Annotated in this window: 11 protein-coding genes; 5 read left to right on the top strand and 6 right to left on the bottom strand. The window is 46.8% G+C overall.

Annotated elements, in window-relative coordinates; all coding sequences use genetic code 11:
• Positions 1-128 precede the first annotated feature (128 nt).
• On the top strand, positions 129-3,257 hold the full coding sequence (locus tag MADE_RS02335) for a hybrid sensor histidine kinase/response regulator (RefSeq protein WP_012516999.1): 3,129 nt from the start codon (positions 129-131) through the stop codon (positions 3,255-3,257).
• On the opposite strand, the gene MADE_RS02330 is transcribed toward MADE_RS02335, so the two are convergent.
• The 3 genes from MADE_RS02330 to MADE_RS02320 form a co-directional block, all read right to left on the bottom strand.
• On the bottom strand, positions 3,254-3,970 hold the full coding sequence (locus MADE_RS02330) for a DUF2982 domain-containing protein (protein WP_012516998.1): 717 nt from the start codon (positions 3,968-3,970) through the stop codon (positions 3,254-3,256). The two genes, MADE_RS02335 and MADE_RS02330, sit on opposite strands and share 4 nt — an antisense overlap.
• Positions 3,971-4,134: 164 nt before the next feature.
• Complete coding sequence (locus tag MADE_RS02325; RefSeq protein ID WP_012516997.1) at positions 4,135-7,281, bottom strand: efflux RND transporter permease subunit; 3,147 nt, start codon at positions 7,279-7,281, stop codon at positions 4,135-4,137.
• Positions 7,281-8,420: an efflux RND transporter periplasmic adaptor subunit gene (locus MADE_RS02320; RefSeq protein WP_012516996.1), complete on the bottom strand. Its 1,140-nt coding sequence runs from the start codon at positions 8,418-8,420 to the stop codon at positions 7,281-7,283. Before MADE_RS02320 ends, MADE_RS02325 begins: the two co-directional genes overlap by 1 nt.
• A 179-nt stretch (positions 8,421-8,599) precedes the next feature.
• Between MADE_RS02320 and MADE_RS02315 the strand changes: the two genes are divergently transcribed.
• The 4 genes from MADE_RS02315 to MADE_RS02300 all read left to right on the top strand — a co-directional run bounded on the left by MADE_RS02315 (position 8,600) and on the right by MADE_RS02300 (position 12,894).
• A complete protein-coding gene (locus MADE_RS02315; protein ID WP_012516995.1) occupies positions 8,600-9,211 on the top strand; it encodes a TetR/AcrR family transcriptional regulator in 612 nt (203 codons plus the stop codon).
• Positions 9,212-9,342: 131 nt separating this feature from the next.
• Positions 9,343-10,356 (top strand): aspartate carbamoyltransferase, encoded by a 1,014-nt coding sequence (locus tag MADE_RS02310; RefSeq protein ID WP_012516994.1) that lies wholly within the window; start codon positions 9,343-9,345, stop codon positions 10,354-10,356.
• A gap of 4 nt (positions 10,357-10,360) precedes the next feature.
• Positions 10,361-11,641 (top strand): glutamate-1-semialdehyde 2,1-aminomutase, encoded by a 1,281-nt coding sequence (hemL, locus tag MADE_RS02305; protein WP_012516993.1) that lies wholly within the window; start codon positions 10,361-10,363, stop codon positions 11,639-11,641.
• 176 nt (positions 11,642-11,817) lie between these two features.
• Positions 11,818-12,894, top strand: coding sequence for an adenylate/guanylate cyclase domain-containing protein (locus tag MADE_RS02300; RefSeq protein ID WP_012516992.1), 1,077 nt, complete (start codon positions 11,818-11,820; stop codon positions 12,892-12,894).
• Positions 12,895-12,963: 69 nt separating this feature from the next.
• Here MADE_RS02300 and MADE_RS02295 read toward each other — a convergent pair whose 3' ends face one another.
• From MADE_RS02295 to MADE_RS02285, 3 genes are all read right to left on the bottom strand, one after another.
• Positions 12,964-13,890, bottom strand: a complete 927-nt coding sequence (locus MADE_RS02295; protein ID WP_012516991.1) for a Dyp-type peroxidase — start codon at positions 13,888-13,890, stop codon at positions 12,964-12,966.
• 161 nt (positions 13,891-14,051) lie between these two features.
• The gene (gene ggt / locus MADE_RS02290; RefSeq protein ID WP_012516990.1) at positions 14,052-15,743 is read right to left on the bottom strand and encodes a gamma-glutamyltransferase; all 1,692 of its coding nucleotides are present in this window, start codon (positions 15,741-15,743) and stop codon (positions 14,052-14,054) included.
• Positions 15,744-15,976: 233 nt separating this feature from the next.
• Positions 15,977-17,224 (bottom strand): ammonium transporter, encoded by a 1,248-nt coding sequence (locus MADE_RS02285; RefSeq protein WP_012516989.1) that lies wholly within the window; start codon positions 17,222-17,224, stop codon positions 15,977-15,979.
• Between the last annotated feature and the right edge of the window lie 12 nt (positions 17,225-17,236).

Genomic DNA, 17,236 nt, shown 5'->3' with positions numbered 1-17,236 from the left:
GGCATAAGTGTTTGTTTTGTTATTCTTCAAAGAGAGTGGTTAAATAGGGAAGATTGAATTTTGCCCTTCACTATTCAATCCCAAAATAACAAAAAATCCTAATTAAACGGTTAAAAGTACAGATAATCATGGCTATCTTTCGCGTATTCTTTTTTCTTTTCTTTTTTTTAGCTAGCGGCTTAGCCTCCACTGCTTATGCTCAGCATATCGAGCAACTTTTCGATGAAGAAAGTACGCTAGACTTGTCTGATTCACTGTATTTTTTATTTGAAACCGACTACCAACTTACCATTAGCGATGTATCGAGGCGCCGAAACGACTTTTTGATGCATCCCCACGACAATCCTAACTTTGGCTTTCGCAACAACGGTATGTGGTTGCTTACCTCTGTAGCCAATGTATCAAATGAAGAAGATTGGGTATTTACAATTAACTTCAGTCAACTAGATAGCGTTGACTTTTATTTGGTTAAAAACGGTAAAGTCATAAAACAAAGTCACCAGGGAAAAGCGCAAAAAGAGCAGCGTTTTCGCGTCCCGACCTTTCGTATTGAACTGTCTGATAGCGACGCCGTCGACCTATACATCCGCATTGAAAGCCGCTCATCTAGCTTAATCGCACCACTTCGCATTCAGGCAGAGCCTATTCACAGCAGCTATTTCCAAGCCGACAGTATGCTGTGGGGCTTTTTTTATGGAGGGTTACTTATCCTCGCCATCTCCAATTTAGCCCTCTTCTTTGGTGTTCGAGAGAAAAGCCTGATTGCTTATGTGGGTTATATTGGTGCGGTGCTTTTATGGCAGTTTGTGTGGGGCGGTCATATCCAGCTTGTATTTAGCCAAGGAATTCCCTCTTGGCTAGTCGGTCATTCCGAGCTTATCTTTGTGATTATTGGTATCAGTTCTGGGGTCTTTACCATGACATTTTTGGAGACGAATAGGCATTCCCCTACTGCGCACCCCATTATTAAATTGCTATTGATTTGCCAAGGGCTAACCGGCCTTATTTGCTTCGTTGACCTACTGCCTTCAATTTGGAAAAACAATTTAGTGTATGGCGTTGGGCTTGTTGCCATTTTAAGCTATATCTATGCGGGCTTTGAAGCCTTCTTTAATAACTTCAAACCGGCCCGGTACTTCATCTTCGCATGGGGTATGCTTGCCACCGGCGCTATCGTGGGAATGCTAAGCCTTATCGGTGTACTCCCTTCCAACGACTTTACCACTTACTGTTTCCAAGTAGGGGTATTCCTTGAAGCCGGCCTCTTCTCGTTCGCCCTTATGGAAAAGAGCAGAAGCCAGCTTGAAAGCGAAGTCGAACAGGCCACCAACGATCTGCGCAACAATGTTGAGCTTATTGAAGAACAAAATGCCCGCTTAGATATTGCGCGAAAAGACGCGATCAAAGCCAGTAATGTTAAGTCTCAGTTCCTTGCCAACATGAGCCATGAGATTCGCACGCCCCTCAATGCCATTTTAGGCTTCAGCAAAGAATTGAATAATGCTTCACTGCCCACGGATCAGCAAGAGCAAGTAAGAATAGTAAATACCGCCGCCGATAACCTGCTCACTATCGTCAATGACGTATTAGATTTTTCCAAGATTGAAGCGGGTAAGTTAACCATTAATAACCAGCCTTTCTCCCCTAACAAACTGCTAGAAGAAATGGTCACCATTATGGCGAAGTCTTCTCACAGTAAACACCTTGAGTTTGTTTTTGATTTACATCCGCTGCCTGAAAAACTCATTGGCGACGTGTTTCGCATCAAGCAGGTGCTGAACAATTTGCTAAGCAATGCCTTAAAATTCACATCAAGCGGTACCATAACCTTTTCAGTGAGAGGCCGCGCACTACCCCACGGTATCCACGAAGTGAATATGACTATCGAAGATACGGGCATAGGCATTAGCCGCCAAGATAGAAAGAAGCTGTTTAACGCGTTTTCGCAAGTTGATGATGCCTTGAATCGCAACTACCAAGGTACGGGGTTAGGGCTGGTTATTAGCAGGGAACTAGTGCGCTTAATGAACGGCGACTTAACCCTTAAAAGCGCACTTGGCCAAGGCTCAACGTTTATCGTTTCTCTTCGTATGACCCAGTTAAGTCAAAAATACGCACTAAGCAGCAATGAAGACTGGCTAGGCAAAAAAGTGGTTATCTTTGACCCCGTGCCTGCAACGCGTCGTGCAAGCGCTAACATGTTGTCTATCTTGGGGGCGCAGGTAATCTCGGTAGAATCGCTAGATTACTTGGCTACACTTACTGGTCAATATGATTTCTTTATGGCCGCCGTGCCCGTAAGCAAAATGAGCTTGCGAGATGCATACCTTAGCCGTTTTGTTCAGTTCCCCGCGCAAAAACGCATTCTTTGGTACTCGGGTCCAGAGCCATTCGCTCAATACCCTAGCCTCTCGCAACACTTCCATTCACAAGTGCGCATGCCAATGACGTTAACTAAACTCGATAGTTTGGTTCATTGTAAAGTGACACCGGCTAAAAATGCGATGATTGAGAAAATTGAAAGCTTGCCCAAAGTGAAGGTCTTAGCCGTTGACGATATGGAAATGAACCTTAAGCTCCTACATACTTGGCTTGACCACTCCCCTATTGAGCTGATTACTACCATCAATGGGCAAGACGCAGTAAATCAGTGCCAAATACAAGAATTTGACCTTATCTTAATGGACGTGCAAATGCCGGGTATGGATGGCGTGCAGGCCACCAGAGAAATTAGAAAATCGCCATTAAATATGGGCACCCCTATTGTGGCAGTAACCGCCCATGCGTTCAAAGAAGAGCAAGACCGACTGCTGGCATCAGGAATGGATGACTACTTGCCTAAGCCCATAGAAGTTGACCTGCTGATCACCTTAATTAAATCGTGGTGCCACAGTATTGAGCCGGGAGAGATTGTATTCCCTTCTATCGACTGGCAGCTTGCCTTAAAGCGTGCCAATCAGAATCAGGATACGGCTAAAGAGATGCTTGATAGCTTTATTGCGCAGCTTCCAGAGACGATCGATACCCTTTCAGCACTATGGAACGCAAAAGATTACAACGCGCTTAAAGCAGAGGTGCATAAGCTTCACGGCGCGTGTTGCTACACGGGTCTACCAAGAATGCAACATTTGGCCAATGAAACTGAGAGCGCGCTTAAATTAGGACAACATGCCATGGTCGATGAACATTTACCAGCCCTACTCGAAGAAGCCAAAAAGGTGATAAGAGAAAGCATCAACCATAATGGCACGTTCTAATCTTGAACGTGCACCGTAGCCTGCGTTTCAATACTCTGCCTCGCCTGTTGGCATTGGGCTATAAGTGCGGCGAATTCACCCACATCGCGGTCAAGCTCTGAGCTGGCAATAAAAATATCAAAACCAAGACGCTTTCTTAGCTCAACCATGCGATGAGCCAGCATAGCTTTAATCCCTTTTATAACGGTGCCGTCTTCCATAACGTACTGTTTATCATCAAACATCGATTGTTCATAGCAACTGCCTGAGGCACAGTTTTCATCGGTATTTTGCATAAGCAAAGGCCGTTGCTCCATCAACAAATGGGTCGCTAGTCTTGGCGAAATGGTATTTAAAAAGTCTGTATAACTTTTAATCTTAAACCCTATGGTTTCAAGAGGGATATGGTCTAAACCATGCCTAACGCGAGGGCAATCGGCCCGCTGTAAGTTCTCCCAATGGATGCGCCAACTGCCTAAACGGTGGCGATAAGTGATGTAGTCTTTCGCAATCTCTAAGCTGTAGTCTGGCTCGCGAATTTTGAAGTAGCCGACTAATAAACACACGAGCGCCGCACTGGTTAGGAAGATGCCCGCTAAAAATAACCAATCGGGTAAGAAAGCCAGCCATAACGCGGCAGCAATAAGCCCCACGCATCCCAGCACTAAACTGGTAATGCCGTTACTTTTAGACGCTGCTCGAATATAGATAGGTTCAACACTAGTGCCAGACATAGAGATACACCACCAACATAATTATGGCCCAAACGATATAAAGTCTTATGCGCTTACATTTTACGCAGTCAGTATGCCACCAGCGCAATAAGGGGTTTGATTTTCGCATACGCTAATAAGCCTGACTTATACGTTTAGTAAAAAGGGATAGTTTAACCGTAAAATTATGCCAATGTGTGATTTCTATATCGATATCTTTGAAACGCCGCCACTATGGTAGGGGTAAAAACTAACGACAATATCACAGAGAACCCAACGCCCCCTGCCAGCACCACTGCCAACGGCGGCCAGAAGCTCCCTTCGCTAAAGAGTAATAAAGGAATTAAGCCCCCCACCGTGGTAAAGGTTGTCGACAGAATATGACGGCTGCAGCTCATGGTTTCTTCAACAATAGCTTTAGTGTCGCCCTGCTTCGCTTTTGGGTTGGCGTTTATCGCGGCAATCACCACGATAGACCCATTAATAGCAACACCAATAAGCCCGGCGCAGCCAAGTAGCGGATTGAAGCCTACGGGTAAACCAGAAATCCATAAGCTAAACATACCCAACCCCACCGACAGTATGGCCACTAGGCCAATAACGCCAGCCAAACGAAGACTGGTAAACGTTAAGATTAACGTGGTTACCATCAACACCAATAGCACCGGAGCATAGGTGGCAAGCTTACCTAGCGCCTGCTGTTGCTCGTCGGCATCTCCCGCTAAGTGAATTCGATAGCCCTCGGGCAGAATGAGACGGCTTTCTAACAAGTCACGCAAATGATTACTGGCATCTATGGCCGGTACGCCGGGTAATAAAAATGCCTGAATTCTATTTAGCCTCTCTCCATCGACCCGGGTAATACTGCTAGTAGCAGGCTGTAGCGACAAATGCGTCACGGCGGCAAGCGGCGACCAAGAAATAGCGTTGTTACCGGCCACTGGAATAGGCATCGCATCGACGCCCGTTACATTTTGCCTAAATGCCTCATCAAGCCTAACGCGAACAGGGATCTCTTCTGTGCTTTCTAACACCGAGCCGCCAGTTATTCCCGAAAAGTTAATCTGCATTTGATTGGCAAGTTCAGACAGAGTCAAACCTAAATACGATAAGTTGTCGCTATCAGCGTTAATTTTTAATTCTGGCTCGCCCATAGAGATACTGGCAGTTGACTGGGAAATACCGTCTACTTGTGACATTAACATGCGCACCTTATCCCCTAGGTCGTTTAGGATGTTAAGGTCTGGGCCAAAGATCTCTACTTCCACCGGCGCCGCTATAGGCGGGCCTTGACCAAAGGCGCGAACAACAATTTGTACTTTCGGATAGGCAATATCAAGGTCTCGCTGTAACTTGCCTACAAGGTTGACCGCATCTTCTACGGTATCAGTCGATACCACCGCATTAGCAAAATACGGCATGTTATCGCGGGTCATCATTTGATTGTAATACACTGAAGGGGCCGAGCCGCCCACCAGCCAACTTACTTGCTTTACACTTTGCTCTGCGCGTATCGCGCTATCAATTTTTTTAACGTAGGCGGTGGTATTGTCGAGACTGCTTCCCTCTTTCGTCCACAAATACACTTCAAACTGATCTCTGTCTGCACTAGGGAAGAACACGTTGGCTAAGGTTCCCGATAGCACGAACCCCGACAAGCAAAGCACTGCGATAACAGACAGCACTAAAACAGGCTGTTTAATCCATCGGCCAAGCTGCCGTTTAAACGCAAGACTGAGATTCGGTGCTTGAAGGCCCACTTTCCACCATGATTGCGACGCCATACCCTGTGCAGATTCACCATCGTTTTTTGGTAAGAAACGGGCGGCAAGCGCAGCAATTATCGTAAGGGAAATGAACAGCGAACCAATTAACGCCATGACCACGCTTATCGCAATTGGCCCTACGAAATCACCGATGTTTCCGTCTAGCAAAAAGATAGGCATAAAGCCCAAGATAGTGGTAAGGGTTGACGCTAAAAGGGGAGCAAATAAGTGAGACACACTTTTCGCCATAGCCCCAACCCGCGTTAAATTCGAATCTTGCAAATTAATGCGTATCTCGTCGGTGATAACAATCGCGTTGTCTATAAGCAAGCCGATGGCGATGATCATGCCGAAAATAGACATCTGGTGAATTTGCTCGTTGTAAAAACTTAACGAAAATAGCGCAAACGCCGCGCACAAAGGTAATGCAAGCCCCACAATCCACGCAGCGCGAAAGCCCATGAAAAGCAAAATAACCAGCATAACTACTGCACAACCCATCAACAGATTCATAGATAAGTCGGCTAGGCGAGTGGCGGTGTACTCATTTTGCTCAAACGCCACAGTGGCCGTTAAAGTACCACTAAAATCCCGGTTAAACTGCTCCACCACCGCTAGCGCGTTTTTTGTCCATACATCCGAGCGAAGAGAAGGCTGCATTCGCGCTGCAACAAAAATTGATTCTTCACCGTTTAAAAAGGCCACTTCATTGCGTGGCGTTTTGTAGCCTCGCTCTACCGTAGCAACGTCTTCGACACGTAAATAGCGGCCTTGCTGGTTAACCAAAGGAATTGAAGCAATCATATTTACGCCGTTAAGTCCCTCACCCACGGTAAAACGCAAATTGCTTTGTTGTGTGTTTAGCATGCCTGCGGGAAGCTTAGGGTCGGCGCGACGAATTAACGCACTGACCTGCTGCAGGTTGAGGCCGGTGGCTGCAAGTTTAATTGGGTCGATATTAACGCTTATTTCCTCTTCAGGCGCGCCATAGACGCGAACCAATTCGGTTCCACTTACGTTACGCAGCCTGTCGGTGAGCTCTTGGGCTAGGCGGGCGGTTAGCGTAATAGGTGTATTTTCAAAGTGTTCGGCGCGAACAGAAAGCAGTAAGGTGAATGCGGTAGCCCCGCGCTTTTCATCGAAGATAGGCGCCATTGCACCTTCCGGGAATAATTCCGCTGCCGCCCCAATCGCATCGCGAATTTCACTGAAAAGTTGCTCGTTACTGGTATTGTTAATCCAGTCTTGCGTTTCAATTAAAATGATTGAAATACCTGCGCGAGAGGTAGACTTTACTTCCTTAATTTCGGAGATTTCCCTTAGCCTATCTTCAAGTACGTCACTCACTAAGGCTTCTACTCGTTCAGCTGAAGCACCTGGATATTGCGTTATGATAAGTGCATTTCGGGTATCTATTCGTGGATCTTCTATACGTGGAAGTGAGCCTAAGGCGGAAAGGCCAGCGGTTATAAGAATAAGCAGGCTTAACACCAACAGGTGTCCTCGGCGGTAAAAAAGCGTGTACCACGGGTACGATTTGTCTTTATCAAAGTTGAAGGTTTTCACTAGCGCGCCCCAGCTTTATGCTGGCTTGGAATAGACACCATTTGCCCGGGAGCCAGCTTATGAGTGCCTTCATTGACATAAATTTCGCCGTCTTTGAGCGCACCGCGAACAAACGCATTATTGCCGTCGGTATACACCACTTCAACAATACGCGCTTCTAGGGTGGTATTTTTCTCATTTGATAATACAAACACACGCCACAACCCGCGTAGCCCGTTACTTAACGCATTAACTGGCAACCAAGCTCCGGTCTCTGTATGAGAACGAAAGCCAGATAAAATAGCCATATCGCCCGGTCGAACTCGCTCGTTACTGTTCAATGTGACAAGAATATCAACAGTTCTGGTTTGCACGTTGCGAATGGGAAGACGCTGCGTGACAGTACCTGCTACGTTTATGTCACCGACTTTTACAAGAACGGGCTCATTCACCTCAAACTGATCAATAACGTCGGCTGGAACAGCAAACCGCGCTTGATAGTTCTCGATACTAGTGAGCCCAAACACAGGGCTTCCAGCGTTTACGACACTGCCTTCATCTAAAAAACGGCGATTGACTACGCCGTCAAAAGGAGAAATAAGTGTGGCTTTGCGCATTTCAACATTAAGGGAATTCAGCGTAGCCTTGATTTCGCTAACCTGCGCTTTTGCGACATTCAGGCTGGCTTTTACCTCGTCAAGACGCTGCGCTGACTCCAGTTTTCTCTCAACCAGTGATGTCGTTCTATCACTGTTAACTTGAGTAAGTGCCAGGTCGGCGTTAGCGCGTTCAAGAGAGGCCTGAAGTTCGCGCTTTCTCGCATTGAGGCGCTGTAAATCTTGTCGCGCTAAGATGTCGCCTTGGCTAACCACATCTCCCTCTTCAACAAGTAGTGTGGTGACTTGACCCGCCACGTCAAAAGACAGGGATGCAGCTTTAGGCGATTCAACCAGGCCAAAGACATTAATTGGTGTTTCGAAACCCGATTGTATTTTGATGGTGCCTGTGGATACGGCAACAGGCAATCGTGCTTCTGGGGCTTGCGTTGCGTTGCCTAAGCCTGCGGTCATAAGAAGTACAACCAGAGCTGCAATAAACACGACAATAGAAATAACGAGTATTAGCTTGCCACTTTTAGCAAGCGACGCCGCAGCTGACATAATGAATCCCTTAACTATTCTAGAGCACGCTCTAGACCACATTTGCATACTTATTGAGCTATGCTAGTATATTAATACTAGACCGTCCAGTTTGATATATAAATATTTAACAAATAGTGAGAAGTGCATTGCCTACGATAAAAAAGCAAGGTCGACCAAAGAGTGAAGAAAAATATCACATGATTTTGCATGCGGCTTCTCGCCTTTTCTTGAAAGAAGGGTTCGCTAACACCTCAATGGACACCGTCGCGAAGGCCTCTGGTGTATCTAAACAGACGGTCTATTCCCACTTTGAAAGCAAAGACGCTTTATTTAAGGCGGCAATTACCTCGAAATGCCGGTCATATCAGCTCGATACCCAGCAACTTATCAACGCAACCTCAAACGCCCTTTCACTATTTGAATGTTTACAAAAAGTAGGCCATCAGTTTATGCGATTGTTGCAAGACCCAGACGCCATCGCCATTTTTCGCGTCATCATTGCAGAGGCAGTAAACAACCCCCATGTCGCAACGCTGTTTTATCAGGCTGGCCCTGAAGCGTCACTTGAGACATTAAGCGATGTGATTGAGACGTTTGGTCGAGGCAGCTTAAATCACGACCTCGCTCACCAGCTAGCGTGTGACTATTGCTCGTTGTTAAAAGGTGATTATCACACCATGATGCTTTGTGGCATTCAATCGCCACTTTCGAATGAAGAAATTCAGTCACACGTGGCACAAGCAGCGGAAAAAATTCTTTTACTCTTTACACATTATACGCAGCAATCCGGCTCACGTAGTTCCCTGTAATGATATGTTAAAAGCCACATCTGCCTCGTACCTAGCTTTAAAAAACGTAGGGTAAAGATGCCTGTGCCCTAATGACTTGTATGAAGGGGTATTATACACTAGCGCCGTTTTCGTTGATGATTGAGAAGCGCATGTCTGACTTTACCGGTAACCACATTCTTTCGGTTAATCAATTCGATCGCGAGGCCATTGAGAAAGTCTTCTCAGTTGCCAATTCTATGAAGCCCTATGCCACGCGGCAAAAGCGCACCACGGTGCTTGATGGCGCTATTCTCGGTAACCTTTTCTTTGAACCTAGCACTCGTACCCGAGTGAGTTTCGGGACTGCCTTTAATCTATTAGGCGGCGAGGTAAGAGAAACTACCGGCATGTCGAGTTCGGCGCTAGCAAAAGGGGAGTCGCTTTACGATACGGCACGTGTGTTAAGCGGCTACTCCGACATTATCGCCATGCGCCACCCCGCGGCAGGCTCCGTAGCTGAGTTTGCAGAAGGCAGCCGCGTACCGGTAATCAATGGGGGCGACGGCGCGAACGAGCACCCTACTCAGGCGCTGCTTGACCTTTTCACAATTAAACGGGAATTGGAATACAATGGTCACGGCATTGACGGTTTGCACATTGCCATGATTGGGGACTTAAGATACGGGCGCACGGTACACTCTCTATCGCGCCTTTTGTGCTTGTTTAACAATATCCGCTTTACGCTTATTTCGCCAAAAGAGCTGGCGATGCCCCAGCCCATCATTGATGCGATTGAAAATGCCGGCCACCAACTTACCATTACTGACACCCTTGAAGGGAATATGGATGCAGATATCTGCTATCAAACCCGCATTCAGGAAGAGCGCTTTCCATCGCAAGAAGAAGCCAACAAATACCGTGGTAAATTTAGACTTAATCAGTCTATTTACACCAAACACTTTCAGTCAAAGACCGTTATTATGCATCCACTTCCTCGCGATTCACGTATGGAAGCCAACGAATTAGATAACGATCTAAACCTTAATCCGAACCTCGCCATTTTTAGGCAAACCGATAACGGTGTGCTTGTGAGAATGGCATTATTTGCATTAACACTTGGGGTAGAAAACCTTCTCACCAAGTACGAACGCGATGTGGTTTGGTACAGCAACAAGAGTAAGTAATTACATGCAAAAATCTGAAGCCCTATTTACCCGCGCCCAAAAAACCATTCCCGGTGGCGTAAATTCACCTGTTCGCGCTTTTAAGGCGGTGGGCGGTACTCCTCGCTTTATTACTAAAGCAGACGGCGCTTACATGTGGGATGCGGATGGCAAGCAATACATCGACTACATCCAGTCTTGGGGCCCAATGATCCTTGGCCACAACAACGCCCCAATTCGCGAAGCAGTCATAGAGGCATCTTGCAGTGGCCTTTCTTTCGGCGCGCCAACTGAAGCCGAAGTAATTATGGCTGAATTGGTAAGCGAAATGGTGCCATCTATGGAAATGGTACGCATGGTAAATTCAGGTACTGAAGCCACCATGTCAGCTATTCGCCTTGCTCGTGGTTACACCAGCAGAAACAAGATTGTGAAATTTGAAGGTTGTTACCACGGTCATGCCGACTCATTGTTGGTGAAAGCGGGGTCTGGCGCGCTCACTCTTGGCGTTCCTAGCTCCCCTGGCGTGCCGGCAAACGTGGCAGAGCACACGCTTACCGTTGAATTTAACAACCTAGACAGCGTAAAAGAGATTTTCGAAACTCACGGCGATGATATCGCGTGCATTATTGTTGAGCCTGTAGCCGGTAACATGAACTGCATTCCGCCTGTAGAAGGGTTCTTAGAAGGGCTACGCGCTATCTGTGACCAATACGGCAGCGTTTTGATTTTTGATGAGGTTATGACTGGTTTCCGCGTTTCTCGCGGCGGCGCGCAAGAGCGCTTCAACGTAAAACCTGACTTAACCTGTTTAGGTAAAGTGATTGGTGGTGGTATGCCGGTGGGCTGCTTCGGTGGACGCCGCGATATTATCACCCACATTGCCCCAACTGGCCCAGTCTATCAGGCGGGCACATTGTCAGGTAACCCAGTTGCTATGGCTGCAGGCCTTGCCGCATTGACGCAAATTAAACAGCCAGGCCTGTACGACTCTATCTTTGAAAACACCCAAGCTTTGGTGGACGGTTTCCAAGACCTAGCAGATAAGCACAATATTAGCCTAACTACTAATATTGCGGGCAGTATGTTTGGGATATTCTTTACTGACGTAGAGAAAGTTACCAACTATAAGCAGGCCATTAACTGTAATACCGAACAGTTCAATAAGTTTTACCACGGTATGTTAGAACAAGGCGTCTACCTGGCACCTGCCTCTTATGAAGCAGGTTTTGTTTCAAAAGCCCACGACGCTGAAGTTATTGAGAAGACGCTTGCTGCGGCAGACAAGGTATTCTCAACGTTATAAGTTAATGTCCTCTTAATTGTTAATAAAAGTCCGGCGCTAGCAGAATGTAAATGTAATCAAAAGTAATGTGCTAGTGCCGTTCTCTTCTTTATACTTTTCTTAAACGTATCTTAAATTCCTTTTGGGCTATCCCTAGTAGCTCTATATTTATAAGAAGTTGAAAGGTGTGGTTAACAATGGATTGGCAGACAAGCGCACTATGCGCACTTGTAATTTACAGCACGGCAATTACTTTCCTGTATATCAGACGCAGCAGACGCTTTAAGTACCGTCTAAAAAAAGCGCTCTCTCGCAGTGCAAGCACTCGGGTCGCTACCCTTCAAGCAGCCGACGAAGCACGTTTTCAAGCTGCTGCTGACGAAGCGTTAGAGCTCAACCAAACCTTCCAAAAATTTGTACCTAGGCAATTCGTTGAACACATGGCGAACACTGAAGTGGACTCGCTCGGCCTCGGCTATGCTGCTGAAAACGATGTTGCCATTATGTTTTGTGATATCCGCGGGTTTGCCGGTTTCTCTGAAAGGATAACCCCCCAGGAATTGATGAACTTCCTCAATTCTTACTTCACCCGAATGAACGACCCTATTCACCAAAACCGCGGTTTTATTGATAAGTTTATGGGTGACGCCATTATGGCGTTATTCGACCATCAAGGCGGTACACCGCAGCAAAAAGCCTTGGATGCCGTTCAAGCTGCCCTTGATTTACGCAAAGCATTAACCATCTACAACGGGCATAGAAAAAACAGCAGTTACGAACCCATCAATATGGGAATTGGTATTCATTTTGGCCCCGTTATTATGGGTACTGTAGGCTCTGAAGATAGAATGGATACCACCGTTATCGGCGATAGTGTGAATATTGCTTCACGATTAGAGGCGCTAACCCCTAAATACCAGGCCGATATTATTGTAAGCGCCCAACTACTTCAAATTATAGGGCCCGGCTATCCAGTAAAAACTCGGTTACTGGATTGGGTTAGAGTTAAGGGTCGCAAAGCCCCGATTGAGATATACGAGGTATTAAGTCACCTATCAGAGGAAGAGCAAGCTAAAAAGCTGGCCGTACAAACTAAGGTTGCTGCAGGCTTAGCATGCAGAATTAATCAACAATGGGAAGAGGCCATTGCCTTTTTCGAGACAGCCCTTGCCATTAGCCCTGATGACTCACTTGTACATCATCACCTTGATGTATGCCGAATTTATAGAAGTTTAGATCTTAAAGATGATTGGGACGGTGCATTAGTGCTTTAACGGTGTTTTCAAAGTACCGCCTACTTCACGTGCAGGCCCTTTTTTGAAGTTTAATTATTATACTTCACGTTAAACATCAGATAGTTTGGCTTGCTGACGAATAAAGGTTATTGATGGCGCAAAGAAAGCTGCGCCTGTCTCTGCACTGGTAAAGTCTAACCAACGATCGTAATCCCCTTCTCCGTTGCCATAAATTTGGCTATGAAGCATCTGCTTAAATGGCCGAGCGCTTGCACTACAACTAACGAAAAACAAGCCTTGTGATGCCATATCCCCATAAGGCATGCCTTGTTTAATTAACCTAGGCTCATCGCCATCGGGGGCGACGGTGCTCGCTCTAACACTATGGGATGATTCGGATTGCTCACTGCTTACCAAGTTATGCTCTTGGGTCGTCCCCATAACTTGTTCTTGCTGTCGACTTGAAAGGCTATTCCAGCGGCGCAAATCATGTCGATAACGCTGTATATGAACGTAGCTACCACCGCTAAAATCAGGGTCGTCTTCGCCAATGATACCGACTTTACGGCGCTTCATACCCCGGGGATTATCAGCCCCGTATAAGAACCCGTTGAGATCCCGCCCATCCAAGTATCTAAAGCCGCGAATTTGCTCAACTAGCTCTACGTGAATACGCAATAGATCCATCACTTCAATACCCACCGCATGGCAGATATCTAATCGGTCAGCGCGAATTTGAATAAACAGATCGCATGGCATAGTCGGCGCGCTTCTATCTTCACACTGCATATCAGGGAAAGGGGCAAGTTCTATAGGGATGAGGCCAGGGTATACCTCTGCCCAATAGTTAGTGCCAATCGCAACGACCCCTGTCACCATGGCTTCATAATGCTCATTTTCGAAATGCTCGAAAATATCCAGCACGCGAGAGAGTTTAGCGCGCACCGCTTGGCTATCATCATCAATGACATTCAGTAACAAGTACTGTGCATGTAAATTTGGCTCAGCGCAGAGGCCTTTTTGTGGTTGTGTCATCGCTGCTCTTGTTATTATTGACGTCTTTGTAAAATTCGCTACTCGCGTAAAGTGAACCCTACTTACGTTATGACTACTGATTCAAGCTTGAAAACCATTTCTCGCGAAGCAGTGCCTTATTATTGCATAGAACTTACTGTTTATTCTTTACCCTAGTGTGCTTAATAGCCTGCGGCTTGTCCATCTTTTCGGCTTTCCGAGGCACCGAAATAAACGCCTTTCTGCTCATCCCACGCAATAGCTTGGTAACCACCAAAGGCTCCCACTACACGCTGAAGCTTATGACCTCGCTCCATCAGCTCCCGCTGCACCGTCTCACTAAACCCTGATTCTAAACTCACAAAGCCACCATCGGTCATGAGCGCGCCTGTTGGGCTGCTCGAACCGCTGTGGAGTATTCTAGGCGCATCGCCAGCTTCTTGCAGGTTCATGCCAAAGTCGAGAATATTCACGATAATCTGGGCATGCATTTGAGGCTGAGTACCGCCCCCCATTACGCCAAAACTTAAAACAGGTTTACCATTTCTCGTGACAAAAGCCGGAATAATCGTGTGAAAAGGTCTTTTACCTGGCCGGTATTCATTGAAATGGCCCTCTTCAAGCGTAAACATTTCACCTCTGTTTTGCAGTACAAAGCCTAGCCCGGGCGGCGTCATTCCTGAACCCATGCCGCGGTAGTTGCTCTGTATAAGCGACACCATATTGCCGTCTTTGTCAGCCACAGTGAGGTAGATGGTATCGCCTTCGTAAATACCTGCATCGACACGGTTTGCTGCCCGCTCGTTATCAATGAGCGTTTTGCGCTTAGCAGCGTATTCTTTAGAAATGAGCCAGTCGACAGGGATTTCGTTGAAATCGGGGTCCGCATAAAACTTTGCACGGTCTTCAAAGGCAAGCTTTTTGGCTTCAACAAAAGTGTGGATATAATCGGCAGAATTAAAGCCCATACCCTCAATATCGTAGTGTTCTAATATATTGAGTATTTGTAAGGCGGCAATGCCTTGTCCGTTAGGCGGTAGCTCCCAGACGTCGTAGCCTCGATAATTCGCCGAAACCGGCTCGACCCACTCAGAGGTATGCGACGATAAGTCTTGATATGATAAATAGCCCCCTTGAGATTTCATATAGGCATCAATCGTACGCGCGATATCGCCTTTGTAAAATGCGTCGCGCCCACCTGTGGCAATCTTTTCGTAAGTTACCGCCAACCCCGGATTTTTAAAAACATCTCCTTTTTGCGGCACTTTGCCGTCAAGCAAAAAGGTGTCCGCAAACCCATCGTAATGACCAATACGCTCGTAATTCATTTGCCAGTAGTAAGCAATAACCTCAGACACGGGAAACCCTTCTCGGGCATATTTGATAGCAGGCGTAAGCAACGTGGACATGGGCAGCTTGCCAAACTTATCATGAAGCATAAACCAACCGTCTACGGCACCGGGCACCGAGACCGGAAGTGGGCCAAATTTAGGTATTTGATGCAACCCGCGTTCGGCAAAAACGTCTTTTGTTAACTGCCTTGGAGAACGGCCTGAAGCGTTTAGCCCTACGAGCTTTTCTGCTTTGGCATCCCAAACAATAGCAAATAAATCACCGCCTACACCGCTTCCCGTGGGCTCAACTAAACCTAGCATTGCATTGGCTGCAATAGCAGCATCTACCGCGCTACCGCCTTGCCTTAAAATATCGAGCGCCACTTGTGTAGCTAACGGCTGACTGGTTGCTGCCATCCCGTTTTTCGCAATAACCTCAGAGCGACTGGCAAAAGGCTGCCCGGTTACCCTGTCGTAGCCTAAGCAATTAACACTAAAAAGTACAAGTACCAAAGAGAGAAGTCGTACGTTTGCAGTCATAATGTTCCTTTGTTTACTGCGAAGGTTATTTAGGGCCTTGCATGAGCAGATTGCTTCATAGTGTAGCGTTATTGTCACATTACGCCTAGGCCCTTTTCTACAGTGCCTTTTTTCACTATTCCGACGCCGTGAATACGGCTACCTTAACGAAAAAAGCCCCGCAATTGCGGGGCTTAAAAGGAAGTAATAAGACATTATTGTTGTAATTATTGCTTTGCCTAATCGAGACTCTCTTACGAACGGCCGCTTGTGAAGTCTGGGTATGCTTCCAGACCACATTCGCTCATGTCTACGCCGTCGAACTCTTCTTCTTCGCTCACACGTACACCCATCACCGCTTTAATCACTAGCCACACGATAAGGCTCACTACAAATACCCATACAAAGATAGTCGCGGCACCAATTAGCTGACCTGTGATACTTGAACCGTCGTTTGTGAAAGGTACAAGGATTAGACCAAGAAGACCTACCACACCGTGCACTGAGATAGCACCTACTGGGTCGTCAATTTTAACTTTGTCTAGTGCAACAATGCTAAGTACGACTAAGATACCGCCAAGGCCGCCAAATAGCGTAGCTTGCAGAGGTGTTGGCGTAGACGGCTCTGCTGTGATAGCAACAAGACCAGCCAGCGCACCGTTAAGTACCATTGTTAAGTCAGCTTTACCAAACAAGATGCGTGCAACGATAAGTGCAGCAATTGCACCACCTGCAGCTGCAGCATTCGTGTTCATAAATACGATTGCTACTGAGTTTGCACTTTCAACCGTGGCAGTAGCCAGTACTGAACCACCGTTAAAACCAAACCAACCCATCCAAAGGATGAATGTACCTAACGTTGCCAGCGGCAGGTTAGCACCAGGGATAGCATTTACTTTGCCATCTGCAGTGTATTTACCTTTACGCGCACCAAGAACGAGTACACCAGCAAGCGCTGCTGCAGCACCGGCCATGTGAACAATACCTGAGCCTGCAAAGTCAGAGAAACCAAGGTCGCCAAGGGTATACATACCAAATACCGCTTCGCCGCCCCATGTCCAAGCACCTTCCATTGGATAGATAAAGCCCGTCATAACTACAGCAAATGCAAGGAAAGCCCAAAGCTTCATACGCTCAGCAACCGCACCAGATACGATAGACATTGCTGTAGCAACAAAAACCACTTGGAAGAAGAAGTCAGCAGAAGGCGCATAAGTCGCTGGGTCTTCGGCAACACCCGTTGCACCGTCACCCATAATGCCACTTAGGAAAGGACCCCAATCGCCGCCACCGTACATAATGCCGTAACCGCAAATCATGTACATGGTGCAAGCGATAGCAAATAGTGCCACGTTTTTAGTTAGAATTTCTGTGGTGTTTTTAGCTCGAACAAGACCCGCTTCAAGCATCGCAAAACCTGCAGCCATCCACATTACCAGTGCACCGCAGATTAGAAAATAAAAGGTATCTAGCGCATACCCAAGTTCAAAAGTGATTTCCATTATGGTTTTCTC

The sequence above is a fragment of the Alteromonas mediterranea DE genome, from assembly GCF_000020585.3.
GTDB lineage: Bacteria > Pseudomonadota > Gammaproteobacteria > Enterobacterales > Alteromonadaceae > Alteromonas > Alteromonas mediterranea.
This window is presented reverse-complemented; position numbering and strand designations above follow the sequence as displayed.

Coding starts and splice junctions, on each gene's coding strand:
- MADE_RS02300 (WP_012516992.1), top strand. CDS start 11,818: ATGGATTGGCAGACAAGCGCACTATGCGCACTTGTAATTTACAGCACG.
- MADE_RS02330 (WP_012516998.1), bottom strand. CDS start 3,970: ATGTCTGGCACTAGTGTTGAACCTATCTATATTCGAGCAGCGTCTAAA.
- MADE_RS02335 (WP_012516999.1), top strand. CDS start 129: ATGGCTATCTTTCGCGTATTCTTTTTTCTTTTCTTTTTTTTAGCTAGC.
- ggt (WP_012516990.1), bottom strand. CDS start 15,743: ATGACTGCAAACGTACGACTTCTCTCTTTGGTACTTGTACTTTTTAGT.
- MADE_RS02315 (WP_012516995.1), top strand. CDS start 8,600: ATGATTTTGCATGCGGCTTCTCGCCTTTTCTTGAAAGAAGGGTTCGCT.
- MADE_RS02310 (WP_012516994.1), top strand. CDS start 9,343: ATGTCTGACTTTACCGGTAACCACATTCTTTCGGTTAATCAATTCGAT.
- MADE_RS02320 (WP_012516996.1), bottom strand. CDS start 8,420: ATGTCAGCTGCGGCGTCGCTTGCTAAAAGTGGCAAGCTAATACTCGTT.
- MADE_RS02285 (WP_012516989.1), bottom strand. CDS start 17,224: ATGGAAATCACTTTTGAACTTGGGTATGCGCTAGATACCTTTTATTTT.
- MADE_RS02295 (WP_012516991.1), bottom strand. CDS start 13,890: ATGACACAACCACAAAAAGGCCTCTGCGCTGAGCCAAATTTACATGCA.
- hemL (WP_012516993.1), top strand. CDS start 10,361: ATGCAAAAATCTGAAGCCCTATTTACCCGCGCCCAAAAAACCATTCCC.